This is a genomic window from Streptomyces sp. NPDC090106 (assembly GCF_044747265.1).
In the GTDB taxonomy this organism is placed as follows: Bacteria; Actinomycetota; Actinomycetes; order Streptomycetales; family Streptomycetaceae; genus Streptomyces.
In genome coordinates this window covers 41746-65582 of the sequence record NZ_JBIVDS010000019.1, presented here as the reverse complement: position 1 = coordinate 65582, position 23837 = coordinate 41746, and the positions used below count along the sequence as shown (strand labels likewise).

Below are 23837 nucleotides of genomic sequence, written 5' to 3'. Positions count from 1 at the left end.
GACTTCAGGACGCACATAGAACGCGATTACACACGCCCGCGCACGGCCATGCCTTTGACCGCGCACAGTCACACCAGGGATCTTCGCAGTGCAAATACTACGAGCGAGTAACCCATCAGCGGTCCGTGAGGTCTAGTCCTGTCCTGAATTCGACCCTCCGCTGCCCGGATCCAACCGCTTCTCGGACGAGGGACGTTGCTCCTGCACCGGTTGCTGCGTCGACTGCTGCGCCCGTTCCAGGAACCGCAGCAGCTCCACCGGGAAGGGCAGCACCAACGTCGAGTTCTTCTCGGCGGCCACCGCCACCACCGTCTGCAACAGCCTGAGCTGGAGCGCGGCGGGCTGCTCGGACATCTCCTTGGCGGCCTCGGCGAGCTTCTTCGACGCCTGGAGCTCGGCGTCCGCGTTGATGACCCGGGCCCGCCGCTCCCGGTCCGCCTCCGCCTGCCGGGCCATGGACCGTTTCATGGTCTCGGGCAGCGAGACGTCCTTGATCTCGACCCGGTCGATGGTCACGCCCCACTCGACGGCCGGGCTGTCGATCATCAGCTCCAGCCCCTGGTTGAGCTTTTCGCGGTCGGCCAGCAGATCGTCCAGCTCGCTCTTGCCGATGATCGACCTCAGCGAGGTCTGTGCCATCTGCGAGACCGCGAACCGGTAGTCCTCGACCCGGACGACCGCCTCGGCCGGCCCGGTCACCTTGAAGTAGACGACGGCGTCCACCCGTACCGTCACGTTGTCCCGGGTGATGCCCTCCTGCGCGGGCACCGGCATCGTCACGATCTGCATGTTGACTTTGCGCAGCTTGTCGACGCCCGGCACGATCATCGTGAACCCGGGCCCGCGCACGTCGGGCCGGAGTCTGCCGAGGCGGAACACCACGCCCCGCTCGTACTGCTTGACGACGCGGGCGGCGGCCATCACGTACACCGCTCCGGCGGAGGCGAGTGTCACGCCCGCCGCCACCAACTCCTCGACCATGTCGGCCCCCCAGGGTCCGCGTCAGGCGCACAAGGTGTGTACTTCGACGGTAACTCCGCGCTGTACACGATGGGGAGACGGAGGACACGGGTGGTCGACGCGATACGCGCACGGGACGGACGGCGGCTGACGGTCGCGGAGCACGGCGACCCGCACGGCACTCCCGTGGTGGTGCTGCACGACACCCCGGGCTCCCGCACCGGAGCGCTGCCCGAGGCCGTCATGACCGCGCGCCCCGGGGTGCGCTTCGTCGCCTACGACCGTCCCGGCTACGGCGGTTCGGACCGTGACCCGGGGCGCCGGATCGCGGACACCGCGCGGGACGTGGCGGACCTCGCCGACGCGCTCGGCCTCGACCGGTTCGCCGTCCTGGGCCGCGCGGGCGGCGCCCCGCACGCCCTGGCCTGTGCCGCGCTGCTGCCCGCACGGGTGGGACGGGTGGCGGCACTGGCGTCCCTGGCACCGCCGGACGCGGTGGACCTGCGCTGGTTCGAGGGCATGGCCGGGTCCCAGGTCGAGGAACGTGCCCTGGCGCTGACCGATCCGCTCGCCTTCGCGGGCCGGCTGGCCGCCCGGGCCGCCGACATCCGCCGGGACCCGGCGCAGTTGCTGGTGGCCCTGCGCGAGGACCTCACCGACGCCGACCGGCGGGTGGTGGCCGCCCCGTCCGTCGGCGACCTGCTGCTGCGCGGCTACCGCGAGGCGGTGCGGACCTCGGCGGACGGCTGGCTCGACGACCATCTCGCGGTGCTGAGCGGCTGGGGTTTCGACCCGGGGTCCGTCACCCGCCCGGTGCTGCTGTGGCAGGGCGCGCTGGACGGCTTCTCCCCGGTCGGTCACTTCACCTGGCTCGCGGGGCGCGTCCCGCGAGCCCGCCCGGTCCTGGAGCCGGACGCCGGTCACTTCGGGGCGATCGAGGCGCTGCCCGCCGTACTGGAATGGCTCTGCCCCGGCTCGTGAGCCGGGGCAGAGGGGGCGACGCGGCGGTGCCGGGGCACCGGGCGACGCGAGGACGGCGACTAGAAGACGCTGACGCCGTACGCGCTCAGGGCCTCGGTGACCGGCTGGAAGAAGGTCGTCCCGCCGGAGGTGCAGTTGCCGCTGCCGCCGGAGGTCAGACCGTAGGCGATACCGCTGTTGGAGTAGAGCGGACCGCCGGAGTCGCCGGGCTCGGCGCAGACCGTGGTCTGGATCATGCCGTAGACGATGTCGCCGCTCCCGTAGTTCACGGTCGCGTTGAGGGCGGTGACCCGGCCGCTGTGGGTACCGGTGGTCGAGCCGCGCCGGTAGACCGTCGTCCCCACGGAGGGCGTGGCGGCGCTGGTGATGTCGACGCTGCCGACGGTGCCCGAGATGGACGACGTCGGGTAGCTGGTCGAGTACCGGACGATGCCGTAGTCGTTGGTCGGGAAGCTGGAGCCCGCGGTCGCGCCCAGGAGCGTGGTGCGGGCGGAGTTGGACCACCAGTTGCCCGCGCCGTCGGTGCAGTGACCCGCGGTCAGGAAGTAGTAGGTGCTGCCGCTGCGGACGTTGAAGCCGAGCGAGCAGCGCCAGCTACTCGCATAGATGGCGTCGCCGCCGGAGATCAGCTTGTTGAACTTGCCCGGGGTCGTCTTGATCGTCAGCGCCCCGGCGTTGGCGCCGGCCTGCCGCTTGATCTTGGCGATCTCCGCTTTGGAGACCGTGCTGTCGACGGTGACGACGACACGGTTGGTCTTGCTGTCGACGGCCCAGGCGGTGCCCGGGATGTCGGCCTTGAGCACGGAACCGCTCGCACTCTTCAGCTGGGTGGAGCTGAAGGTGGACACGTCCGCGGCGTTCGCGTTGGGGATCGCGATCGCGGCGGCGGCCACGAGTCCGGTGGAGACGGCGATCAGCCGGGTCCGTCTCGTGATGCCACTGCGGGGGGTGGTGCGCTTGATCCTCACTTTTCGTTCCCTCCCAGGGAAGCCGGGGGCCCGCGTGGGGTCGGGGCCCGTGAGGCGCAGCCGGGAGTCCGGGCGTCCGGATTTCGAACACGCCGTGCCCCTGACAAGCGCTGAGGGGGAGTATTCGGCCGACCGCCCGGTAGGCGCAAGGGCGCCTTTCGGCCGTCAACCTTTGAACCACCCATGAGTTTCCCAAGTTTCGACGGCCGTTCGAAGCAGCCGCAGATCCCTTGCGGCACAGGCGTTGTCCGGCGTATTGCCTGGCAGCGGGAAGGCGGGGACGCGGCGTGCGGGGCCAGTCGGGCGGGCGGCGCGCGGTCCCTCGCCGCCTCGCCGAAAAACGCCCCTCGCGCACCGCCCGGGAGGCCGTTCGCGCGCTCAGTCCTCCCCTGCCGGACCGGTGAGCCCGAGATGCGAGCGCAGGGTCGTGTCCCCGTACTCCGTGCGGTGCGCGCCCCGTTCCTGGAGCAGCGGCACCACCTGGTCGACGAAGTCGTCGAGGCCGCCCGGAGCGAGGTGCGGGACGAGGACGAAGCCGTCGCAGGCGTCCTTCCGCACGAACGCGTCGAGTTCGGCGGCGATCGCCCCCGGGGTGCCGACGAAGAGCGGCCGGCCGCCCGCCTCGATCACGGTCTGCCGGATCGACAGCCCCTTCTCCTTGGACAGGGCCCGCCACTTCTCGGCGAGCGCGACGGTGTCCGCGCGCCGGGTCCGCCCCTGCGTGATCCCCGGCACCGGGTCGGTCTCGGGCAGCGGGTCGGTCTCGGGCAGCGGCCCGTCCGGGTCGTACGAGGAGAGGTCGGTGCCCCAGATCCGCTCCAGGGTGAGCAACGCGGCCTGCGGTGTGACCTGTTGGCGCCGGATCTCGGCCGCCTTCTCACGTGCCTCGGCGGCGGTGTCACCGAGGACGACGCCGACCCCCGGCATGATCTTCAGGTCGCCGGGGCCGCGCCCGTACCTGGCGAGCCTGCGCTTGACGTCGGCGGAGAAGACCTGCCCGGCCTCCAGCGCGCTGTGCCGGGAGAGGACCACGTCGGCCGTGGCGGCGGCGAACTCCCGTTCCTCCTCGCGGTCCCCGGCCTGGATGACGACCGGATGCCCCTGCGGTGAGCGCGGCACCCCGAACGCGCCCGCGATGTCGAAGTGCCGCCCCCGGTGCGCGAACGGCCTGGCCTCCCCCTCGGGCGTCCAGGAGTCCCACAACTCCCCTGCCGTGGCGACGAACTCGGCGGCCCGGGCGACGGAGGAGGTCACCGGGTTCCAGGCCGCCCGGCCGCCGCTGAGATGGTCGAGGGTGGCGAACCTGCGGGCCAGTCCGTAGGGCTCGTCGAAGGTCACGTCGACGGTGGCGGCGAGCCCGAGGTGCTCTGTCACACCGGCGAGCGCGTTCAGGACGGTGACCGGCTCGGGGCGTCCGGCCGCATCCGGGCCGTGGACGCGGCCCGTGTGCTCGCGCGGCCCGAGCTCATCGCCGAGCAGGAAGAAGTCGAACAGGCCGCGTTCGGCGGTGCGGGCGAGATGCGCGAGGGAGGAGAACGCGATCGGGGAGCGCGAGCGCGGATCGGCCCGGACGGTGGTCCCGTCGACGCCGGGGAGGCGCGCCGCGAGATGGATCTGCTTCCGCACGCTCATGAGGCGTCCCTCGCGTACCGGTTGGCGGGCCGGGCCAGTCCCAGGTGCTCACGGAGCGTGCTGCCCGGATAGAAGGTGCGGAACATCCCCCGGTGCTGGAGCAGCGCCACCGTGCCGTTGACGAGGCGCTCCAGGTCGCGGCGGGGTTCGACGGGCGTGAGATGGAAGCCGTCGGCGACGCCCTCGCCGTGCCAGGACGCCATCAGGTCGGCGAGGTCGACGGGGCCGCCCCGGTACAGCGGACCCTGCGCGGTCGGCCGGGGTCCGCCGCCGCCGTGCCCGGGCTCGGCCGCGTGCTCGCCGCCCCCGAGATCGACGAGGAGGCTGACGAGGACGCGCAGTTCACCGGGGTCCCGTCCGAACCGCTCGGCGAGCGAACGCAGTTCGGTGCGGACGGCGGCGGCGTGCGCGGTGCTCGCGGCCCGTACGAGGGCCACGTCGGCGTACCGGGCGGCCACGGCGCGGGGGTGCCCCTCGGTGGCGTCGACCACGCGGACCGGGTGGCCCTGCGGGGGGCGGGGCACGATCGAGGGGCCGCGGACCGGGAAGGTCCCGCCCGCGAGGTCGGCGTGGTGGAGCCGGTCCCGGCCGATGGGACGTCCGGCCGGCCGGCCCCGGGTCCCGGCGCCGTCCTCCCAGCTGTCCCACGACCGCCCGGCGGCGTCGGCGACTTCGCCCGCCTCCCGCCACAACGCGTCGACGGGCGCGGCGTGCCGGCGCCCGAAGAGCCGGGCCTCGCCCTCGGTGACCGACACGTCGAGCCGCCAGCCGGCCCGGCCCCCGCTGATCCAGTCGAGGGTGGCGACGGCGGCCTGCACGTGGAAGGGCTCGGTGTGCGTGGTCGTCACGGTCGGCACCAGACCGATCCTGCCGGTGGCGGGCGCCACCCGGGACAGCACGGCGAGCGCGTCGGGCCCGGGGCGGGCGAAGGAGTCGTCCAGCGTCACGAAGTCGAGGCCGCCCTGCTCGGCGAGCCGGGCCAGCTCGACGTAGCCGTCGGCGTCGTACGCGGACGGCCGGTCGATACCGGCGGAGAGATGCAGCATCACGGCACCTTCGGAAGGAGCGCCCGGGTGCGGTCGCGGCGCGGGTGATCGGGTACGGGGACGGCCGCGGCGCGCCGGAGGGCCCGCGCGGGGCGGGTCACGCGACGTTCCGGGGGCTCGCGTCGGGCTCCCCGGTGCCGGCGAGCGCGTTCAGGAGCCGCAGCGCGGCCCGTGCCGTCGCGTCGTTCTGCCGGAACGCGGGGCCGCCGGTGCGGGGCCGCGTGAAGGCGCCGGGGGCGCGGCCCTCGGTGTACGGGCCGAGGGCGAAGCGCCGCGGGTGGGGCCGGCCGGCGCCGTCCAGGATCCGGCCGTCGGCGGGGTCCACGCGCAGCAGCCCGTCCGGGGTCTCGACGGCGCCGTCCAGCTCGCGCAGCAGGGTGTCCCGGGCCCGTCCGACGGTCGGGTCCGGCAGGCGCGCCTCGACCAGCGCCCGCGCCTCGACGACGGCGCCGGGGACGGTCGTGCTCGTCGCCCGGAACACCCCGTCCTCGGCGGTGACGGCCATGTCGGCGCCCACGAACCTCAGGAGTCCGGCACGGGACAGCGCGAGCATCTGCCGCAGCCGGGGTCCGGGCGGCCCGGAGGCCAGGTAGCTGAAGAAGCCGTGCCACCAGGGCCCGATGTCGCCGAGCCGGACGAGCTGCCCGTAGACGGAGAGCAGCCCGAGGAAGACCGCCAGGTCCGGGCTGTGCGAGGGGGTGTGACGGCGTCCCAGGTCGTCCTCGACGTAGCCGCGCAGGGCGTCCTGGAACTCCTCCGCGGAGTCGTACCGCGCCCCCGTGAGGGGCCGGTCGAGCGCGGTGAGGTCGAGCCGGTCGGCGGGGTCGGGGACGGCGGCGGCGACCAGGGCGCCCAGGTCCGTGCCGGCGGCGTAGCGGGCCTCGAACTCGGCCCATCCCAGGGCCGTCCGGTCCGGGTGCTCGGCGAACAGCCGGTGGTAGTGGGCGAACCCCAGTTCCTTCTCCACCAGCGGCCACACATCGCGCCGGAAGTCGAACCCGCCCGGCCGGGCGAGGAGTTCGTCGACCTCGGCGGGCCCGAAGAACCGGGGCAGCGGCGGCCTCTCCCCCGTCCACTCGTACCCGATCTTCGAGTGGTACGGCACTCCGCGCCGCGATCCGACGTACAGCACCGGTTCCCGCCCGGAAGGCAGGTAGGTGTCCCCTTCGTGGCGTCCGCCGCGGCCCTCGGTGAGCAGGACCATCAGGTCGACGAAGGCGAGTCCGAAGCCGCGGACGAGGACGGGCTCGCCGGGTGCGAGGGCGGACAGGTCGCTGTCGGCGGTGAAGTCGGGCGGCAGGTGGACAAGGTCGTGCTCGCGGGCGTACCGCGCCAGGTCCGCCTGTTCGTCGTCGAGTTCGGCGTCCAGATGACCGAGGGCGAGGACGACGAGGTCGGCCAGGAGGGGGCGGGGGCGGCCCTCCAGCCAGACCTGCTGGCGGCCCTCGCGCGGCCCGTCGACCCGCAGGGCCCGTCTCGGGTGGTGGTGGACCCGGACCGTGGACGGCAGCGCGGCCACCGCCTGTTCGTGCACCCAGCGCAGATAGGCGCCCTGGAGCTGGCGGTCCGCGAAGGTGCGGCCGTCGACGCCGGCCCATTCGTGCAGGGTGGGGCCGGGGCGCACGGGGCCCTCCATGCGCACGGTCTCGTCGGTGAACATCGTGATGTCCTCGGCGTGCGAGTTCATCCACAGCAGCGGCGACTGGGCGGCGCGCCAGATGCGCCCGGAGCCCGGCGCGTGCGGGTCGACGAGATGGATGTCGAGGCCCGAACCGTCGTACAGCTCGGGCGCGTTGGCGGCGATCCGTTCGATCAGGCCGGTCCCCCGCGGCCCGGCCCCGACGATCACCAGCGAGAAGCGGCGCGGCGGGACGCCCCGCAGAGCGACGGTGTTCCGCGCGGTGGAGGTGTTGACAAGGATGTCGGAGGACATGGGAAGGCTCCATGGCGTCGAGTCGCGACGAATCGAGACGAACTCGGTGGAATGCCTTCACACAGGAACAGCGCGGCCGAGCCCCTCAGCAGGGCCGCCCGTCGAGACTACGTGCTCGTTTCCCCTCACTGTCAAGGCTGTCCGAACTGTGAGCCGTACGTCTCAATTCGTTGACGGACCAACCGGATGCCTGTTCCACTTGCCCCATGCATGCGCAGCAGCGTCTGGTCACGCGCTCCCACATCGACTTCGGTCGAGTGTGGTCCTGTTCCTGTTGAGCCGACCTTCTCCCGCTGCCTGCTCTTCTCCTTCTTCTCCCCGCCTTCACACGCGCTTCCCCTCAACCGGCGCTCAGCAGTCGCAGCCGCAGTCACAGCCGTCGCAGCAGTTCCCGCAGCAGTCGCAGCAACTGCAGCAGTCACCACAGCCGCTGCAGCAGTCGCCACAGCCGTCGCACTGCTGACACAGTCCTTCCCTGCGCTGTCTGCTCCACGGGTCCTCGAACTCCCCGCAGCACATCTGGCAGGTGCAGGCGAGCCCGAGCCACACCGCACAGCCCGCGAGCAGCCCGCGCCGGTCCCGGCGGGGCGGCTGCGGGGGCTGCCATCCCGGACCACCCGGACCACCGGGCCCGGGCGGCGCGTACGGCGAGGACATCAGCGCCGGGTCCGCGACGGCCGACGCTCCCCCCTGCCCGTCGGCGTGTCCGTCACCGTGTCCGCACGAGGACGTGCCGAAGGCGCGGTCCACGGAGTTCCGCAGCTCGTGCACGAGCAGCACATGGGCGAGCCGGGCGTCCTCGAACTCCGTCTCCCGCAGCGCGAGCCGGATGCCGTGCAGGGCGTCGTCGGCCAGCCGCCGGGCCTCCGCCAGGGACGTCCCCGTCGCCGTCAGCGGGTTCCACGCGCCCGACGCGGCGTCCGTCTCCCGGTCCTCCACGGCGTCCAGCAGATGCGCGAGCCGTCCGAAGAGCCGGCCGGCCTCGGCGAGGGGCAGCGCGTTGCCGGGCCGCCCGGCCAGCACCGCGGTGTGCGCGAACGCGGCGGCCGTGGCCGTCTCGGTCGGTTCGGTGACCGTCAGGATCGGCGTCCCGGGTCCGGCGAGGGTCTCGATGCCGAGCTGCCGGTCGACGGCATCGACGAGCAGTCCCGTGTCGAAGCCGACCGCCGAGCCGCTGCGCGCACCCGCGGCGCCCCAGCCCGAGGCGACCCGGCGCGCGGCGAGGGCCACGGGCCGGTGGGCCAGCAGCCCGTCCCCGTCGGCGACATGGTCACGGACCTTGGCCGAGGCGAGCACCAGCGAGACGGCCGCCGACAGCCGCGCGCCCTCGCCGTTCGCGACGGACGCGGTGCGCATCCCGCGCAACGGGCACGGCCCCGCCGTACGCCGTCCCCGGTCGGTCCGCGCGGTCTGAGCCTCCGTCAGAACCGATATCAGCAGCCCGTCGTAGTTGGTGACGATCCGCGCGAACTGGCCGTGGTCCTTGCGCAGGGCGAGACACAGCCCGCACAGATGCGCCATCCACTCGGTCTTGAGACGCTCACCGAGACGGTGGCTGCACGGTCTGACGATTCCGAACATGGTGATCCCCCGGGGCGCTTACGGCGTTCAGCTGCGGCATCGTATCCACCACCCTGTTCACCCGTACGCCCCGCCCGTCACCCATACGCCGTGAAGAATCATATTTCACTCACAGTCAGCAGCCGTACGAGGAACGCCCCTTGGGAATGCTGGGCCCTCGACGGATTCGCTCTGCACCAGTACCGTCACAAACCCCCCGCGCGGCGTCTATCCACTTGGCGCGACGTCCGCATCATGGATGACCATAGGGATGCGGTAAGCAAGAGAGAGTGCTGTGAGAGGAGGCGTCCATGGGATCGGTGCGCAAGGCGAGTGCCTGGCTGGGCCTCGTTGACGACAACGATGACGAGCGTTACTACGACGACGACGGATACTCCGAAGGGACCGAGGCCGGGGATGCCTGGGTCACCGACCCCCGGGTCAAGGTGGCCTCGGAGGTGGCCGAGGAGAAGGGGCGCCGGATCGGCACGGTCACCCCGGACAGCTTCCGGGACGCGCGCGCCATCGGCGAGCTCTTCCGGGACGGCGTTCCCGTCATCATGAACCTGACCGCGATGGAGGCCTCCGACGCCAAGCGCGTCGTGGACTTCGCCGCGGGCCTCATCTTCGGACTGCGCGGTTCGATCGAGCGTGTCTCGACCCGTGTGTTCCTGCTGACCCCCGCCAACACGGAGATCGTGAACGGCGACCCGGCCGCGCACCGCACGGACGGCTTCTTCAACCAGAGCTGAGGCAGGGCCGCTCACCGGCCCTGCCCCGCGCAGGGTCCCACCGAGAACCGAAGACGTTTACCGGAAGGCGTCCAGTCCGGTGAGCGCCTTGCCCAGTACCAGTTGGTGCATCTCGACGGTCCCCTCGTACGTCAGCACCGACTCCAGATTCGTCGCGTGCCGCATGACGGGGTATTCCAGGGAGATCCCGTTGGCGCCGAGGATCGTCCGCGAGGTCCGGCAGATCTCGATCGCCTCGCGCACATTGTTCAGCTTGCCGAAACTGACCTGCTCCGGACGGAGTCGTCCGGCGTCCAGCCGCCGCCCCAGATGGTGGGCGAGCAGCATCCCCTTGTGCAGTTCGACCGCCATGTCGGCCAGCTTGGCCTGGGTGAGCTGGAACCCTCCGATGGGCCGCCCGAACTGCTCGCGGGACTTCGCGTAGTCGACCGCGGCCTCGAAGCAGGACCGCGCCGCGCCCATGGCGCCCCACACGATCCCGTACCGGGCGTGCGAGAGGCAGCTCAGCGGGCCCTTGAGCCCCACGACCTCCGGCAGGACGGCGTCCGCGGGCAGCCGTACGTCGTCGAGGACGAGTTCGCTGGTGACGGACGCGCGCAGGGACCACTTGTGCTTGATCTCGGGCGCCGAGAAGCCGGGGGCGTCGGTCGGTACGGCGAACCCGCGGATGCCCTCGTCGGTCTGGGCCCACACGACGGCGACCCCGGCGACGGACCCGTTGGTGATCCACATCTTGCGGCCGCTCAGGATCCAGTCCGCGCCGTCCCGCTTGGCGTGGGTGCGCATCGAGGCGGGGTCGGAGCCGTGGTCGGGCTCGGTCAGTCCGAAGCAGCCGATGACCTCGCCCGCGGCCATGCGCGGCAGCCACTCCCGCTTCTGCTCCTCGCTGCCGAAGCGGTGGATCGCGTACATGGCGAGGGAGCCCTGCACGGAGACCAGCGACCGGATGCCGGAGTCGGCGGCCTCCAGTTCCAGACAGGCCAGGCCGTACTGCACGGCGGTCGCGCCCGCGCATCCGTAGCCCTCCAGGGACATGCCGAGCGCGCCGATCCCGCCCAGTTCCCGGGCGAGTTCCCGGATGCCGGGCAGCTCGCCGCTCTCGTACCACCCGGCGACATGCGGCAGCACCCGGTCCGCGGCCCAGGAGCGGACGGTGGCGCGGACGGCCAGGTCCTCGGGGTCCAGGAGATCGTCGAGGCCGAGCGGGTCGGCGGGGTCGAAGGCGGGCGGCTTCGAGGACGCGGACATGGGGACACCCTCCGGCACTCAGAAAAACTAGCACTGCTAGTCACGGGCATTCGGGGCCGACGTTACGGCCCGTCGTCCCCCGCGTCCAGTACGGCGGAACGCGTCAGCGGCAACGTCAGGCGGAGACCCGCGAGTCGGCCACGTCCCGCGGCGCGGGCAGCTCCACCCCGGCGGCCGGCTCCGGCAACTGGTCGCACTGCATGGTCCGCGGCAGCCGCAGCGCCATCACCGCGCCCAGCAGCAGCAACCCGGCGCTCACCAGCAGCGTCACATGCAGTCCGTGCACGAAGCAGTCGCGCGCGGTGCGGCGCAGACTCTCCCCGGCCGAACCGCCGAGCCGTCCGGCGACCTCGTAGGCCTCACCCAGCGAGTGCCCGGCGGCCGTCGACGCCGACGCGGGCACGCCCGGCACGTTCGACAGGCCGGGGGCGTAGGCCGCGTTCATGACGCTGCCGAGCAGCGCGATGCCGATGCCGGCGCCCAGTTGGTAGGAGGTCTCGCCGATCGCGGCGGCGCCGCCGGCCTGCTCGGACGGCGCCTCGCTCAGCATCGACTCGTACGCCCCGAACAGCGTCGTCTCCAGGCCGAAGCCCAGCAGCACGAAACCGACGAGGAGCAGGGCGGGGTTGTCGCGGCCGCCCATCGCGAGCAGGGTCAGCACGGCCGCCGCCGTCAGGCAGAAGCCGAAGCAGACCATCGCGCGCGGGCCGAACCGGCGCAGCATGCGGGCGCCCGCGAGCCCGGAGGCCATGGCGGCGACGGTCAGCGGGAGCAGCCGCAGCCCCGTCTGGAGCGGGGAGAGGCCGAGCACCAGCTGGAGGTACTGGGCGGCGATCAGCTCCAGGCCGACCAGCGCGAGCATCGCCAGGACGATGCAGCCCACCGAGGTGGAGAACGCGGGCCGGGCGAACATCCGCAGGTCGACCAGGGGGTGCCGGCGGCGGCGCTGGCGTCGTACGAAGACGGTCAGCAGGGTCGCGCCCGCGAGCAGGGGCAGCGCGGTGACGCCGTCCAGTTCACCGCTGCCGAGCCGTTTCACGCCGAGGACCAGGCCGAAGAGACCGGCGGCGGCGGTCAGCGCGCCGACCACGTCCCAGGGGCCCTCGACCTTGCCCTTCGACTCCGGCAGGAGGAGGCGGCCGACGGGCAGGCTGACCAGCATCAGCGGGATGTTGACGAGGAAGACCGAGCCCCACCAGAAGTGTTCCAGGAGGAACCCGCCGAGCAGCGGGCCGACGGCCGCGCCGACGGCGGCGACCGCGCTCCAGATGCCGATCGCGAGCGCCCGCTCGCGCCGGTCGGGGAAGACCTGGCGCAGGATCGACAGCGTCGCGGGCATGATCATGGCGCCGCCGACGCCGAGCAGCGCGCGGGCCAGGATCAGCACCTGCGGGTCGCGCGCGAGGGCGGCGAGGGCGGAGGCGAGGCCGAACAGGGCGTACCCGAGCAGGAGCACGCGCCTGCGGCCGACCCGGTCGCCGAGCGTGCCGAACAGGATCAGCAGCGAGGCGCAGACCAGGGGGTAGACGTCGACGATCCAGAGCAGTTCCATCGCGCCGGGCCTGAGGTCCTCGGTGACGGCGGGGACCGCCACGTGCAGCACCGTCGCGTCGAGCGCCACCAGGAGCAGGCTCACGCACAGGACGACGAGGACGACCCAGCGGTTTGCACCGGCCCCGGCCGCCCGACGGCGCAGCGCTGCGGCGGCCGTGGTCGTCCCGGACATGTACGTACCTCCCAGAAGTTCCCTCGCGCTCGGCGGGCATCGCGGGGTGGGGACTCCCCGTGACCTCGGCCGGAGTGGAGCGGTGATCTCCGGCCCGCGCAACGAAGGCGAGTGACACGTCAGCGTACGCGAGTTCGCGCGTCGGCCAAGTGGTGGACCTCTCACACTCCGCGGAGAACACGTGTGGCGTACACCACTCACCCTCTCCGGTGAACACGCGCTCCGGGGCCGTCCGGTTCGGGCGACGGCCGATAATCGGACCCGTGACCGATCTTGAGACGCGCGCGGCCCCCCGCGGGCCCGCCCTGCGCCGGGCGGCGCCCGCCCTCCTCGGGTACGCCGCCGTCCGCGCCCTCGGCCTGCTCACGCTGGCCGTGTGGAGCGCCGCCCGCGACAAGAGCGCGTACACGCTGCTGACCGCCCGCTGGGACTCCCTCTGGTACGCGAGGGTCGCGGAGCTGGGGTACGGCTACGAGGTCCGGCTGCCCAACGGTGATCTCCACTCCGACCTGGCCTTCTTCCCCCTGCTGCCGTGGCTGGAGCGGGGCCTCGCGGCGGTGACGCCGTTCTCCGCCGCCGACGCGGGGTTCGTGGTGAGCCTGCTCGCCTCGCTCGCCGCGGCCTGGGGCGTCTTCGCGGTCGCGGACCATGTGCACGGCCGGCGCGCCGGGGTCTGCGCGGTGCTGCTGTGGGCGGTGCTGCCGGTCGGGATCGTCCAGTCGATGGCGTACAGCGAGTCGCTGTTCACCGCTCTGGCCGCCTGGTCGCTGTACGCGGTGCTCACCGGCCGGTGGGTGACGGCCGGTGTCCTCGCCTCGTTCGCGGGTCTGACCCGGCCTGTCGGACTGGCCGTCGTGGCCGCGGTGTGGGCGGCCGGTACCGTCTCGTTCGTGCGGGACCGAAGCGCGGCGCGCGACGACGGCGCCCGCCTCCTGCCCCGCGCCCTGGGCCTGCTCCTCGCCCCCTTCGGCACCGCCGCCTACGTCCTGTGGGTCGGCCGTCGCACCGGCAAGGGGCCGCTCGGCTATCTCGACGTCCAGGCGGGCTGGCGCAACGGCTTCGACGGCGGGTACGCCTTCGCCCGGTTCACCGCCGAGAAGTTCACCTCGTTCCCGTCGGCGCTCGCGGGCGTCGGTCTGACCGTCGGGGTGGGCCTGGTGGTGTGGCTGTACGTCGTCTGTGTGCGGCGGGGCCAGCCGCTGCCGCTGCTCGTGTACTCCGGGGTCGTCACCGCGCTCGCGCTGTGCGCGTCGAGCTACTTCGGCTCGAAACCGCGCCTGCTGATGCCCGCGTTCCCGCTGCTGCTGCCCTTGGCGCTCGCCCTGGCCCGGGCACGTCCGCGCACGTCGGCGCTGGTGGTGGCCGGTGCGGCGGTGGTCTCGGCGGCGTACGGGGCGTTCTGGCTGAACGGCTCGGGCCCGCCATGATCCGCCCAGCGGGTCCGATGAGCGGCAAGGGAATTCCTCCCCATCACCCGGTGAACGAATTCATAAGCGCCAATAAACGGTGACGCAGAATGATCAAAGGAATTGAAGGGAGGCACAGGACTCGATAGCGGATTCCTAGGAAATAAACCCCTCCCTGAGAGGAATCCCACATCACATCGTCATCACAAAGCCGTGGATTCGCCGGGCACGAGCACTCACTCGCTGTAACGTCGATTGGGTGCGTACCGAACGAAACCTCACCCGTCTGGACCGGGTGTTCGCGAGGCTGGACCGAGAGCCGGAACGACCGGCTCTCCTCGACATGCCGAAGATGAGCCGGCACCGGGTCGCCCTGTTCGCGGCGACCCTCGCCTTCTACCTGGCCATGGTGTGGCTCGTCGTCATCACCTCGTGGCTGGTCCGGCTCGACTGGCAGGTCATGTTCTTCCGGCCGTACCAGCAGTGGTCGGAGATCCACTGGTTCGTGGACTACTACGTGGTCCTCGGCCAGCGCGGCCCCACCGCCGTGATGGTCTCGGCCTGGCTGGGCTGGCGCTCCTGGCGGCAGCACACCCTGCGCCCGCTGCTGACACTGGGCGCGGCGCTGCTGCTGCTGAACATCACGGTGGGTGCCGCCAAGTACGGCATGGGGCGGCTCGGACCGCACTACGCGACCACCATCGGCTCCAGCGAGATGGGTCTGGGCGGCGATATATTTCCCAGCGGCCACACCGCGAACGCCGTGGTCACCTGGGGCATCCTGGCCTATCTGGCCTCCACCCCCAGAGCCCGCCGCTGGCTGTCCGCCGTCTCCGCGGTCACCTCGCTCGGCGTGGGTCTCGCCACGGTCTACCTCGGCACGCACTGGCTGAGCGACGTCCTGCTCGGCTGGGCCGCGGGTCTGCTGATCCTGCTGGCGCTGCCGTGGTGCGAGCCGCTGATCGCCCGCACCGAGACGGCCGTCTTCGACCTCCGCGACCGGTGGCGCACCCGCGGCTCGGCCCCCGCCCCCGTCACCCCCGTCGGGGCGCCGGTGCTGGTCACGCCGCGTCCGACGGCCGCGCAGAGCGAGCCCGCGGCCCGCTCGCCCCGGGCGCCCGCCTATCTGGCACCAGGCCCGCACACGACCCGCTCGGAGCGCACCCCGGTCACCCCGGTCGGCAGCCGCAGGCCGCCCCACCCGGACCGCGTCGCCCGCGGCACGGCCTCGGCGGCCCGCCCCCTGACGGGCGGTTAGCCGGCGGACAGCGGGACGGTACGCACACACCCACCCCGCAGCGACGGCCCCGGTTCCTGGGAAGGAACCGGGGCCGTCGTCGTCCGGGGGGCCGGAGGGTCCGGAGGGTGCCCCCGGCGGGCGTCTCAGCCCTTCCAGGCCCGCGTCACCCGGCCGTCCCTCACCTCGAGGTTCAGCCGTCCCGCGCGGTACTCCATCGTGATGATCGCCCCCGGCGGCAGCGAACGGACCGTGGACCAGCCCTGCTCGCGCGCGAGCAGCTCGGCCCGCTCCGCGCCCAGTCCCACGTAGCCGTCCGGGTCGTCCTGGGGTTCGGTAGGGGGTTTCGGTATCGGTGCCATACCGCCACGCTAGGGCCTGCCCGCCGGATCGGGCCACCGTCGGTAGCCGATCCCCCTCCGGTCACGCTTCTGTCACAGGATCACGACAGGCGTTTCGGCCCTGCTTTGTCACACATACGAGGGGTTCCTTGCACCCGCCTCGCACAATCGAACGTAATTCCCGCGTGTCACACCACCGTCCGGAATACGCGGCGGTTAAAGGCCGCACGGACGGACCTCCGGGACCCTTTTCTTTCCGATTCCGGACGGTGCCCCGGGATCTGACGGCGCATGAGAAAAGCACGGTTCCGACACGGAACCCGCTCCTCCTCAGCCGTCCCCGGTCCCCGCCGAGCGGTCCAGCGCCCGTGTCAGCCGGTCCCGGGTCGCCCTGATCGCGTCGGTCAGCCCGGCGGGCTCCAGCACCTCGAACTCGAAGCCCGTCAGCGCCACGTGGACGACCATCACGTCCAGGCTCGCGGCCCCGGTGCGCAGCACGCACGCGCCCGGCCCGTCCGCCTCCAGCTGTCCCGCCGACGGCGAGACCCGCTCGGCCGCCTCCGCCAGCGGCACCAGCAGCCGGACGACCGCCTGCGCGGCGTACGCGCGCGTGGAGACGCCCTTCGAGACGTACGCGGCGAGGTCGTCGGCGGGCGGGGGGCGCGGGGTGAAGCGGGGGCCGTGCGGGGGTCTGGGGGTGACACGGTCGACGCGGAAGGTGCGCCAGTCGTCCCGGTCGAGGTCCCAGGCGACGAGGTACCAGCGCCGCTCGGTGCAGACCAGCCGGTGCGGTTCGACGGTACGGCGGGTGGAGGCGCCCTCGTGGTCCCGGTACGCGAAGCGCAGCCGCTCGGCGTCCCGGCACAGATGGGCCAGCTCGGTCAGCACCGCCGGGTCGACGGCACCGGGCTGCGGGCCGCGCAGCATCGGCACGGTGAACGCGTTCAGGGCGCCCACCCGGCGGCGCAGCCGGTTCGGCAGGACCTGCTCCAGCTTGGCGAGGGCGCGCACCGAGGTCTCGCCGATGCCCTCGATGCCCTGCCCGGCGGCCGTGCGCAGTCCGACGGCCACGGCGACGGCCTCCTCGTCGTCCAGGAGCAGCGGCGGCAGTTCCGCGCCCGCGCCGAGCTGGTAGCCGCCGCCCGTGCCGGGGCTGGCGTTGACCGGGTAGCCCAGTTCGCGCAGCCGGTCGACGTCCCGGCGCACGGTGCGCGGGGTGACGCCGAGCCGGTCGGCGAGGTCGGCGCCGGACCACTCGCGGTGGGCCTGGAGGAGCGAGAGCAGTCGCAGCAGCCGTGCCGAGGTCTCCAACATGGTCGAATTCTGTCCCAGCGGGCGCGGCCGTCAGGGCCGGTAGGCGAGTTGGGGCACCTCGAAGCAGGTGCGGTCCATGTCGCCCTGCGCGACCCAGCCCCGCCCGTCCCGCCAGCGGGCCACCGACAGACAGGTCCTGCGGGTCGCGGGCGGCTCGGCCAGCCGCGCGAACCGCACGGGCAGGAGCAGCCCGTCGGCGGTGTACCCGTCGCTGCGGTCCATGTAGGCGTCGACGCACGCGCGCGTGACGCCGTCACCGTCCCGTGCGCAGGACTGGGCGGCCTCCGTGAACCACATGGCCGCCGCCCAGCCCTCCAGCTGCCACTGGGAGTGCGTCCGAAGGCCCTCGGTGGCGTCCCGGAACTCCCGTACGGCATCGTGCCCGGTGTCCTCGAAGTTGCGGCCGGACCCCGTGGCCCACAGGGCGTTGCGGCAGCGGGGGGCGTCCTTGTAGTCGTCGGCGACCGTCGACGTCCAGTTCTGCACGGTGGTGACCTTGGCGGTGATCCGGGCGCCCGCCGCGTCGATCGCCGCGCACAGCCGGGCGTTGCCGTGCGCGTCGATGGCGTCGAAGACCAGGTCGACGCCCTGCTCCTTCAGATCGGCGGCGACGGCGCGGAAGTTGGGCAGCGCGAAGTCCACCTGCTCGCCGACCACGCGGTACCCCTCCGCCTTCAGCCCTCGCTCCACGAGCCGCGCGTAGGCGGCGGACGCGGCCTGGTTGTACGACACGACGGCGGCCGTGCGCGCCCCGTGCTCCCGCTTGAAGTACCGGTACACCTCGGTGCCGCCGTACAGCTCGCCGTCCCATCCCGTGGTGCCGTCGCGGGGCGCGAGACTGCCGTAGACGCCGTACAGGTGCGGATAGGTGTCGTAGGCGCCGCCGATGGGCTGGCCGCCGATGTCGGGCACGCCCGCGGCGGAGACACGGGAGGCACCGGCGTAGTCGAGGGCGGTCGTGGCGACCAGGGCCACCACCCCGTCCTCCTCGATCAGCCGGTGCACGCAGGTGTTGTTGCCGACGCCGCTGCCCCCGTCGTCGCACTCGCGCACCTCGACGCGGCGCCCGTCGATGCCGCCGCGCGCGTTGAGCCGCGCGAACCAGGCCCTGGCGCCGTCGCGGGGCCCGGTGAAGGCGTCGCCGCCGACGGGGCTGGTGACACTGGTGATGACGCCGACCCGCAGCGGCGCGGCGGACCGGGAAGGGCTCCGCCCGCCGAAGTCGCTCTCGGGCAGCCGGCTGCCGCAGGCCGCGCACAGCGCGAGCAGCAGGACCCCGGCGAGGGCCTCAGCAGCCCGGCAGCGCCGACGCCGTCGCATTGCCGCTCAGCTGCACCAGGGCGCACAGCGTGGTGACGGACACCTTCCAGGTGCCGTCCTGCTCGACGGCCTTCCCGGAGGCGTCCGGCAGGGCGGTGGCCCCGTTCAGGAGCAGCGTGTACGTCACGGTCGCCTCGGTCGGCGAGGTGAACGCGACCTCGGTGACCTGCGCCTCGACCTGGCCGCCCCGGTCGTCGCCGTTGAACGCGGCGAGCACCGGCGCCATCGCGTCGCCGTTCTCCAGGACTGCCTGCTTGTCCTTCGTGGAGACCTCGGGGTCGAAGAACTTCCGCCAGTTCTCCTTGACCTGCTTCTCGGCCGCCACCGGGTCGGCGGGCCCGCTCGCGGACGGGCTCGCGGGCGCGCTGCTGGTCGTCTCCGGGGTGGGGCTCGGCGGCGGGCTCGAGCTCGCGCCGCCGCTGTCGTCGCTGCACGCCGTGAGGACGGCGGCGAGGACGAGGACGGCCGCCGCCGGTCCCCGGCCCGCGTTCCCCCGCCTGCGTTCGCTCCCGAGAACCATCTGGCTCACCACCGGGTGTCGGTCCGGGCCGGGTGCGCCCGGTGCTTTCAGGGTCGGCTTACAGAAGGCATAGTGCAAGGCATTGGCTGACATGGACAGACACATGACGTGCGGGAGTTCCAGATGCGGACAGCCAGACCCCGGACCGCGCAGCCCGTCCGCTGGGCCGGCTGGGTCGTGCTCGCCGCGGGCGCGGTGCTGTGCGTCGCCGGCTGGTACGGCGTCTCCGGCGAGCGGTTCGCCGAGCGGCAGCTGCCCTATCTCGCCTCCTGCACGATCCCCGGCGCCGCGCTGATCGTCGCGGGCGCGGTCCTGCTCGCGCACGGCCGCGACGCGCTCGCGGCCACGCGCGTGGAGGAGCTGTACGGCCTGCTGGTGGCCGCCGGGCCCGAGGCGCCGCAGGAGGCGGTGACGGTTCCGCTCGCGGTCGGCGGCGACCTGCTGATGGTGCCGGGCGGCACGCTGTGGCACCGCGCGGACTGCCCCCTGGTCGCCGGGAAGGCGGAGGCCGTGCCGGTGGACGCGAAGCTGGTGCGCGGCGGCGAGCTGAGCCCGTGCCCCATCTGCGAGCCGGCCGAAGCGGACGACTGATGTCGTCCCTGACCTACGACCTGACGCTCGCCGGGCTCTCGGTGGGCGCCGCCGCCGCGCTGAGCGGGATCGGCCTGATCGTGACGTACCGCGCGACCGGCGTCCTGAACTTCGCGCACGGGGCGATCGCCATGGTGTGCGCGTACGTGTTCCGGGCGTGCGTGGTGGAGTGGGGCTGGCCGCCGTGGGCGGGGGCGGCGGTGACGCTGGTGCTGCTGGCCCCGGCGCTGGGGGTGGCCCTGGAGCGCTGGGTGTTCCGTCCGCTCGCGGTCCTCGGCGGCGATCCGGCGCGGACCCTGGTGGCGTCCATCGGGGTGTTCGTGCTGCTGGTGGGCGGGGCCGCGCTGCTGTGGGGCCAGGGGGCCCGGGACGATGTGCCGGAGCTGGTGCGGGCGGACCCCTGGGGTCAGCTGGCGGTGGTCCTCGCGCTGGCGGCCGGGGTCGGCGCCGTGATCCGCCGGACCCGTTTCGGCCGTGAGCTGCGCGCGGTGGTGGACGACCGGGGGCTGGCCGTGCTGGGCGGCGTCGACGCGGACCGGGTGGCGGCGGCCGGGTGGGCGTTCGGCGCGTTCACGGCGGGCCTGACGGGCGTGCTGCTGGCGCCGTACGTGCGGCTCGACCCGTACGGGCTGCCGCTGCTGGTCATGGAGGTCGTGGCGGTGGCCGTGGCGGCCCGGATGCGCAGCCTGTCGGTCGCGGTCGCGGTGGCCCTGGCGATCGGGGTGGCCCAGAGCCAGCTGACGCGTCTTCATCCGCCGGGCTGGGCCGGGCCGCTGGTCCAGGCGATCGGGTCGAACCTGTTCGTGGTGGCGCTGCTGGCGGCGTCGCCGGCGCTGCCCCGCGTCGGCGACCGCGACGCGCTGCCGCGTACGGCGACGGCCCGGGTGCGGACCCCGCCGGGCGCCTGGCCGGTGGCCGCGGTGCTCTTCCTGCTGCCGCTGGGCCTCGCGGGCGAGGACCTGCACACCTCGGTCCAGGTGCCCGCGCTGGGCGTGATCCTGCTGTCCCTCGTGGTGGTCACGGGCCGGAGCGGCCAGATCGCCCTGGGCCAGGCGGCGTACGCGGGTCTGGGCGCCCTCTTCACCGCCCTTCTGGCGGCGGGCCGCTTCCCGCTCCTGCCCCGCCTGCCCGAACTGACGGCGCTGTCCCTCGCCGTGCTCCTGGTGGCCCCGCTGGGGCTGCTCACCGGCTGGCCCGCGATCACCCGCCGGGGCCTGGCCCTCGCGCTGACGACCTTCGCGGTGGGCGTGGGGGTGAGCCGCTTCGTCTTCGCCCAGCCGTACGCGACCTCGGGGCTGTCCCTGGACCGTCCGGCGGGCTTCGACGGGGACCGCGCGTACTACGTGCTGGAGCTGGCGCTCCTGTCCGCGGCCCTCCTCGCGACCCGTCTCCTGCGCACGGGCCGCACGGGCCGTTCCCTGGCCGCGATGCGGGACCACGAGGCGGGCGCCTCGGCGGCGGGCGTGCGGGTCCCGGCCCTCAAGCTCCTCGCCTTCGTCTGCGGCGCCGCCCTGGCCGCGCTCGGCGGGGGCCTCCTGGGGATGGGCCTGCGCGCGTTCGACCCGGCCGCGTACGACCCCGTCCGCGGCCTCCTCTGGTTCGCCGCGGTGGTCGTCCTCGGCGCCGACAGCACCCTGGGCGCCCTCGCGGCGGCGGCCCTGCTGGTCGGCCTCGACGCGGGCACACGCGGTGGCGTGGCGGCGGCCCTGATCGGCGTCCTGGCGGTCTTGGCAGGCCGCTTCCCGAACGGCCCGTACGAGGCGCTCCGTGCGACGTTCCACCGCCTGTCCCCCCACCACGAAGCCGCGCTGACCCCCCTGGGCGACCGCGTCCGCACCCACCTGCGCGCCCAGCCACCCCCCGCCGACGAACCCCTGCCGAGGCTGGGCACACCGACCCCCAAACCCCGCCCGGACAACGCGGTCGCGCCACGAAAGGCAGAACCGGAGGCCACGGCGAAGCACGAACCACCCGGTCGTCCGCCCCGACGAACGGCCACCGACGGAGAACAGCCCCCACAGCGGCCGGCCACACCGGCACGCGAACCCCGCCCAGGCGAGAAGACCACGCCACCAAGGGCGGCGCCCGGGGCCGGGACGGGGTCGGCGACGAAGGCGGGCGCGACGCCCGAGGCGGTGGTCGGTGCGAGGGCCGAGCATGAGCCGCCAGGTCCCCCTCCCCCACCGACGGCCGCCGGCGGCGGGCAGCCCCCGCCGGGGACACCCGCACCGTCCCGCCGGATCCGCACGGGTCGCACGAGTCGTGCGGGTCGTGCGGCCGGGAACACGGATCCGGCCGCGGGCCGGGCCGTGCTCGCCGTCCGGGACCTGCACGCGCGGTACGGCGGATTCCACGCGCTGAACGGGATCGACCTCGCCCTGCACCCCGCCCGCGTCACCGCCGTCGTCGGTCCCAACGGGGCGGGGAAGAGCACCCTGTTCCACTGCCTGGCCGGGACCCTGCGCCCCACCCGGGGGCAGGTGCTCCTGGACGGCCGGGACATCACCCGCCTGCCCCCGCACGCCCGCGCCCGCACGGGTGTCGCCCGCACGTTCCAGCAGCTCGCCGTCTTCCCCTCCCTCACGGTCGCCGAGAACGTCCGGGTGGGTGGCACCGCCTCCACCGCGCACGAGGCCCTCAGGCTCCTCGCCCTGGACGGTCCCGTCCGCGACAGCCCCGCAGCGGACCTCCCCACCGGCACGCTCCGCCGCGTGGAACTCGCCCGGGCCGTCGCGACCGCCCCGCGCGTGCTGCTCCTCGACGAACCCGCGGCCGGCCTGGACACCGGGGAGGTCGAGGCCCTCGCCCTCGTCCTCAGGGCGCTCGCCGCGGACGGCACGGCCCTGCTCGTCGTCGAGCACGACCTCGACCTGGTCGCCGGCCTCGCGGACGTCGTGCACGTCATGGCCGCGGGCCGCGTCATCGCCTCCGGCCCCCCGGACCGCGTCCTGGACACCCTCACCGCCAGGGGCACCCCGGCATGACGCTCTCCCTGCGCCACGCGCGCGTGCGCTACGGCCCGCTGGAGGCCCTGCACGGCGTCACGCTCGCCGCCCCGTCCCCCGGCGTGACCGTCCTGCTGGGCCGCAACTGCTCGGGCCGTACGACGGCTCTGCGCGCCCTCGCCGGCACGCTTCCCCTCAGCGCGGGCGAGGTCGTCTGGGACGGCGCCGACGTGACCCGCGTCCCCGCCCACGAGCGGGCCCGCCGGGGCCTGTGCCTGGTGCCCGAACGGCAGGCGGTGTTCGCCTCCCTGACGGTCCGCGAGAACCTCGCCCTCGCGTCCCCCGACCCCGCGGACGCCCTGACGGCGTACCCGGCCCTGGAAGCCCTCCTGCCCCGCCGGGCCGGCACCCTCTCCGGCGGCGAGCAGCGCATGCTGGCGCTCGCCCGCGCCTTCCTGCGCCACGCGCGCGTGCTCCTCGTCGACGAGCCCACGCAGGGCATGTCCCCGGCCGTCGCGGAACGGACGTACGAACTGCTGGCCGGGCTCGGTGTCTGCGTGGTGGTGGCGGAACAGCGGCTGCCACCGGCCCTGCACGGCCGCCCGGGAACCCTCGTGTACGAACTGCGCCGCGGCGAGGTCGTGTTCAGCGGAGAGGCGGGCGAGCTGCGGCGGGCGCCAACGGCGGCCCGAACACGGCGGGTTCGGCCCGGACGGCCCGGCCGTCCCCCGAGCCCTTCGGGATGACCAGCAGCGTCCCCGGGTTCAGCCGGTCCGGATAGCGGCCGACGATCTCCTTGTTGACCTGGTACAGGGCCCGCCAGCCGCCTTCGACGCGGTACTTGGCGGCGATCGCGGAGAGCGTGTCGCCGGGTGCCACCGTGTGCATGCGGCCCTTGAGCCCGTACCGCTTGGAGCAGACCGGCCAGGCCTCCCAGCCCTGGACGGCGAGGACCTGCCGGGCGACGGCGATCTGCTGCTCGCGGGTGGCGAGGTCCGCGCGCCGGGCGTACTTCAGGCCGCCGAACTCCTCCCAGGTGGGCTGCCAGAACTGGAGCCCGCCGTAGAAGCCGTTGCCGGTGTTGACGTCCCAGCGTCCGCTGCTCTCGCAGAGGGCGACGCAGCTCCAGGGCCAGCCGTCCCGGGCGCAGTCGTACGGCACGGGCTGGGACGGTGGGCCGGGGGCCGGGGGCGGCGGGGCCGCGTGCGCGGGGGCGGCGGCCGTGAGCAGGGCGGCCGTCGCGAGGAGCAGCCTGATGATCGGTGCGGGGTACATCGGCCCACGCTAGGCGGCGCCCCGCACGGGGCCGGCCGGACGCGGCCGGGCCCCCTGGGGCCCCACCCGGTCGGCGGACCGG

At 73.7% G+C, this 23837-nt stretch carries 20 protein-coding genes; 7 read left to right on the top strand and 13 right to left on the bottom strand.

The features are described from left to right. Positions 1 to 132 precede the first annotated feature (132 nt). Positions 133 to 981 carry a slipin family protein gene (locus ACIPSE_RS41910; RefSeq protein ID WP_401674077.1) on the bottom strand — a complete coding sequence of 283 codons (849 nt, stop codon included), beginning with the start codon at positions 979 to 981 and terminating at the stop codon, positions 133 to 135. Between the two features lie 90 nt (positions 982 to 1071). Between ACIPSE_RS41910 and ACIPSE_RS41905 the strand changes: the two genes are divergently transcribed. Further along, on the top strand, positions 1072 to 1941 hold the full coding sequence (locus tag ACIPSE_RS41905) for an alpha/beta fold hydrolase (protein ID WP_401674075.1): 870 nt from the start codon (positions 1072 to 1074) through the stop codon (positions 1939 to 1941). A 59-nt stretch (positions 1942 to 2000) separates the two neighbouring features. Here ACIPSE_RS41905 and ACIPSE_RS41900 read toward each other — a convergent pair whose 3' ends face one another. The 5 genes from ACIPSE_RS41900 to ACIPSE_RS41880 all read right to left on the bottom strand — a co-directional run bounded on the left by ACIPSE_RS41900 (position 2001) and on the right by ACIPSE_RS41880 (position 9101). Continuing rightward, a complete protein-coding gene (locus ACIPSE_RS41900; protein ID WP_401674072.1) occupies positions 2001 to 2909 on the bottom strand; it encodes a S1 family peptidase in 909 nt (302 codons plus the stop codon). 378 nt (positions 2910 to 3287) lie between these two features. After that, positions 3288 to 4541, bottom strand: a complete 1254-nt coding sequence (locus tag ACIPSE_RS41895) for an LLM class flavin-dependent oxidoreductase (RefSeq protein ID WP_401674069.1) — start codon at positions 4539 to 4541, stop codon at positions 3288 to 3290. Continuing rightward, positions 4538 to 5587: an LLM class flavin-dependent oxidoreductase gene (locus ACIPSE_RS41890; protein ID WP_401674066.1), complete on the bottom strand. Its 1050-nt coding sequence runs from the start codon at positions 5585 to 5587 to the stop codon at positions 4538 to 4540. The genes ACIPSE_RS41895 and ACIPSE_RS41890 overlap by 4 nt, the downstream gene beginning before the upstream one ends. 97 nt (positions 5588 to 5684) lie before the next feature. Beyond that, a complete protein-coding gene (locus tag ACIPSE_RS41885; RefSeq protein WP_401674063.1) occupies positions 5685 to 7520 on the bottom strand; it encodes an FAD/NAD(P)-binding protein in 1836 nt (611 codons plus the stop codon). Between the two features lie 351 nt (positions 7521 to 7871). Next, the gene (locus tag ACIPSE_RS41880; protein ID WP_401674061.1) at positions 7872 to 9101 is read right to left on the bottom strand and encodes a DUF5685 family protein; all 1230 of its coding nucleotides are present in this window, start codon (positions 9099 to 9101) and stop codon (positions 7872 to 7874) included. Between the two features lie 290 nt (positions 9102 to 9391). On the opposite strand from ACIPSE_RS41880, the gene ACIPSE_RS41875 reads away from it, so the two are divergent. Next, positions 9392 to 9832 (top strand): cell division protein SepF, encoded by a 441-nt coding sequence (locus ACIPSE_RS41875; protein WP_401674059.1) that lies wholly within the window; start codon positions 9392 to 9394, stop codon positions 9830 to 9832. A 57-nt stretch (positions 9833 to 9889) separates the two neighbouring features. Here the strand turns inward: ACIPSE_RS41875 and ACIPSE_RS41870 are convergent, their stop codons facing one another. Both ACIPSE_RS41870 and ACIPSE_RS41865 read right to left on the bottom strand, forming a co-directional pair. Next, the gene (locus ACIPSE_RS41870; RefSeq protein WP_401674056.1) at positions 9890 to 11080 is read right to left on the bottom strand and encodes an acyl-CoA dehydrogenase family protein; all 1191 of its coding nucleotides are present in this window, start codon (positions 11078 to 11080) and stop codon (positions 9890 to 9892) included. A gap of 115 nt (positions 11081 to 11195) precedes the next feature. Further along, positions 11196 to 12806, bottom strand: coding sequence for an MFS transporter (locus tag ACIPSE_RS41865; protein WP_401674053.1), 1611 nt, complete (start codon positions 12804 to 12806; stop codon positions 11196 to 11198). Positions 12807 to 13069: 263 nt separating this feature from the next. On the opposite strand from ACIPSE_RS41865, the gene ACIPSE_RS41860 reads away from it, so the two are divergent. Together ACIPSE_RS41860 and ACIPSE_RS41855 are read left to right on the top strand one after the other, a co-directional pair. Then, positions 13070 to 14233, top strand: a complete 1164-nt coding sequence (locus ACIPSE_RS41860) for a mannosyltransferase family protein (RefSeq protein WP_401674050.1) — start codon at positions 13070 to 13072, stop codon at positions 14231 to 14233. Between the two features lie 238 nt (positions 14234 to 14471). Next, a complete protein-coding gene (locus ACIPSE_RS41855) occupies positions 14472 to 15470 on the top strand; it encodes a phosphatase PAP2 family protein (protein WP_401674048.1) in 999 nt (332 codons plus the stop codon). A 125-nt stretch (positions 15471 to 15595) separates the two neighbouring features. Here ACIPSE_RS41855 and ACIPSE_RS41850 read toward each other — a convergent pair whose 3' ends face one another. From ACIPSE_RS41850 to ACIPSE_RS41835, 4 genes are all read right to left on the bottom strand, one after another. Then, positions 15596 to 15811, bottom strand: a complete 216-nt coding sequence (locus tag ACIPSE_RS41850) for an I78 family peptidase inhibitor (protein WP_401674046.1) — start codon at positions 15809 to 15811, stop codon at positions 15596 to 15598. Between the two features lie 309 nt (positions 15812 to 16120). Then, positions 16121 to 17104: a helix-turn-helix transcriptional regulator gene (locus ACIPSE_RS41845; protein ID WP_401674044.1), complete on the bottom strand. Its 984-nt coding sequence runs from the start codon at positions 17102 to 17104 to the stop codon at positions 16121 to 16123. Between the two features lie 30 nt (positions 17105 to 17134). Next, positions 17135 to 18424: an ABC transporter substrate-binding protein gene (locus ACIPSE_RS41840; protein WP_401674041.1), complete on the bottom strand. Its 1290-nt coding sequence runs from the start codon at positions 18422 to 18424 to the stop codon at positions 17135 to 17137. Then, positions 18393 to 18944 carry a hypothetical protein gene (locus ACIPSE_RS41835; protein ID WP_401674038.1) on the bottom strand — a complete coding sequence of 184 codons (552 nt, stop codon included), beginning with the start codon at positions 18942 to 18944 and terminating at the stop codon, positions 18393 to 18395. The genes ACIPSE_RS41840 and ACIPSE_RS41835 overlap by 32 nt, the downstream gene beginning before the upstream one ends. Before the next feature lie 123 nt (positions 18945 to 19067). Between ACIPSE_RS41835 and ACIPSE_RS41830 the strand changes: the two genes are divergently transcribed. From ACIPSE_RS41830 to ACIPSE_RS41820, 3 genes are read left to right on the top strand one after another with little or no spacing between them, the layout of a single operon-like run. Beyond that, positions 19068 to 19535 (top strand): hypothetical protein, encoded by a 468-nt coding sequence (locus ACIPSE_RS41830; protein ID WP_401674036.1) that lies wholly within the window; start codon positions 19068 to 19070, stop codon positions 19533 to 19535. Continuing rightward, positions 19535 to 22519 (top strand): ATP-binding cassette domain-containing protein, encoded by a 2985-nt coding sequence (locus ACIPSE_RS41825; RefSeq protein ID WP_401674034.1) that lies wholly within the window; start codon positions 19535 to 19537, stop codon positions 22517 to 22519. The genes ACIPSE_RS41830 and ACIPSE_RS41825 overlap by 1 nt, the downstream gene beginning before the upstream one ends. After that, positions 22516 to 23226 carry an ATP-binding cassette domain-containing protein gene (locus ACIPSE_RS41820; protein ID WP_401674031.1) on the top strand — a complete coding sequence of 237 codons (711 nt, stop codon included), beginning with the start codon at positions 22516 to 22518 and terminating at the stop codon, positions 23224 to 23226. The genes ACIPSE_RS41825 and ACIPSE_RS41820 overlap by 4 nt, the downstream gene beginning before the upstream one ends. On the opposite strand, the gene ACIPSE_RS41815 is transcribed toward ACIPSE_RS41820, so the two are convergent. After that, positions 23126 to 23755, bottom strand: a complete 630-nt coding sequence (locus ACIPSE_RS41815; RefSeq protein ID WP_401674028.1) for a transglycosylase family protein — start codon at positions 23753 to 23755, stop codon at positions 23126 to 23128. The two genes, ACIPSE_RS41820 and ACIPSE_RS41815, sit on opposite strands and share 101 nt — an antisense overlap. Positions 23756 to 23837: the final 82 nt, after the last annotated feature.

Bases quoted from the DNA above. Each gene is read 5' to 3' on its own strand.
- ACIPSE_RS41870 (WP_401674056.1), bottom strand. From the start codon at position 11,080: ATGTCCGCGTCCTCGAAGCCGCCCGCCTTCGACCCCGCCGACCCGCTC.
- ACIPSE_RS41895 (WP_401674069.1), bottom strand. From the start codon at position 4,541: ATGAGCGTGCGGAAGCAGATCCATCTCGCGGCGCGCCTCCCCGGCGTC.
- ACIPSE_RS41910 (WP_401674077.1), bottom strand. From the start codon at position 981: ATGGTCGAGGAGTTGGTGGCGGCGGGCGTGACACTCGCCTCCGCCGGA.
- ACIPSE_RS41865 (WP_401674053.1), bottom strand. From the start codon at position 12,806: ATGTCCGGGACGACCACGGCCGCCGCAGCGCTGCGCCGTCGGGCGGCC.
- ACIPSE_RS41850 (WP_401674046.1), bottom strand. From the start codon at position 15,811: ATGGCACCGATACCGAAACCCCCTACCGAACCCCAGGACGACCCGGAC.
- ACIPSE_RS41840 (WP_401674041.1), bottom strand. From the start codon at position 18,424: ATGCGACGGCGTCGGCGCTGCCGGGCTGCTGAGGCCCTCGCCGGGGTC.
- ACIPSE_RS41845 (WP_401674044.1), bottom strand. From the start codon at position 17,104: ATGTTGGAGACCTCGGCACGGCTGCTGCGACTGCTCTCGCTCCTCCAG.
- ACIPSE_RS41885 (WP_401674063.1), bottom strand. From the start codon at position 7,520: ATGTCCTCCGACATCCTTGTCAACACCTCCACCGCGCGGAACACCGTC.
- ACIPSE_RS41825 (WP_401674034.1), top strand. From the start codon at position 19,535: ATGTCGTCCCTGACCTACGACCTGACGCTCGCCGGGCTCTCGGTGGGC.
- ACIPSE_RS41820 (WP_401674031.1), top strand. From the start codon at position 22,516: ATGACGCTCTCCCTGCGCCACGCGCGCGTGCGCTACGGCCCGCTGGAG.
- ACIPSE_RS41890 (WP_401674066.1), bottom strand. From the start codon at position 5,587: ATGCTGCATCTCTCCGCCGGTATCGACCGGCCGTCCGCGTACGACGCC.
- ACIPSE_RS41815 (WP_401674028.1), bottom strand. From the start codon at position 23,755: ATGTACCCCGCACCGATCATCAGGCTGCTCCTCGCGACGGCCGCCCTG.
- ACIPSE_RS41875 (WP_401674059.1), top strand. From the start codon at position 9,392: ATGGGATCGGTGCGCAAGGCGAGTGCCTGGCTGGGCCTCGTTGACGAC.
- ACIPSE_RS41830 (WP_401674036.1), top strand. From the start codon at position 19,068: ATGCGGACAGCCAGACCCCGGACCGCGCAGCCCGTCCGCTGGGCCGGC.
- ACIPSE_RS41880 (WP_401674061.1), bottom strand. From the start codon at position 9,101: ATGTTCGGAATCGTCAGACCGTGCAGCCACCGTCTCGGTGAGCGTCTC.
- ACIPSE_RS41835 (WP_401674038.1), bottom strand. From the start codon at position 18,944: ATGGTTCTCGGGAGCGAACGCAGGCGGGGGAACGCGGGCCGGGGACCG.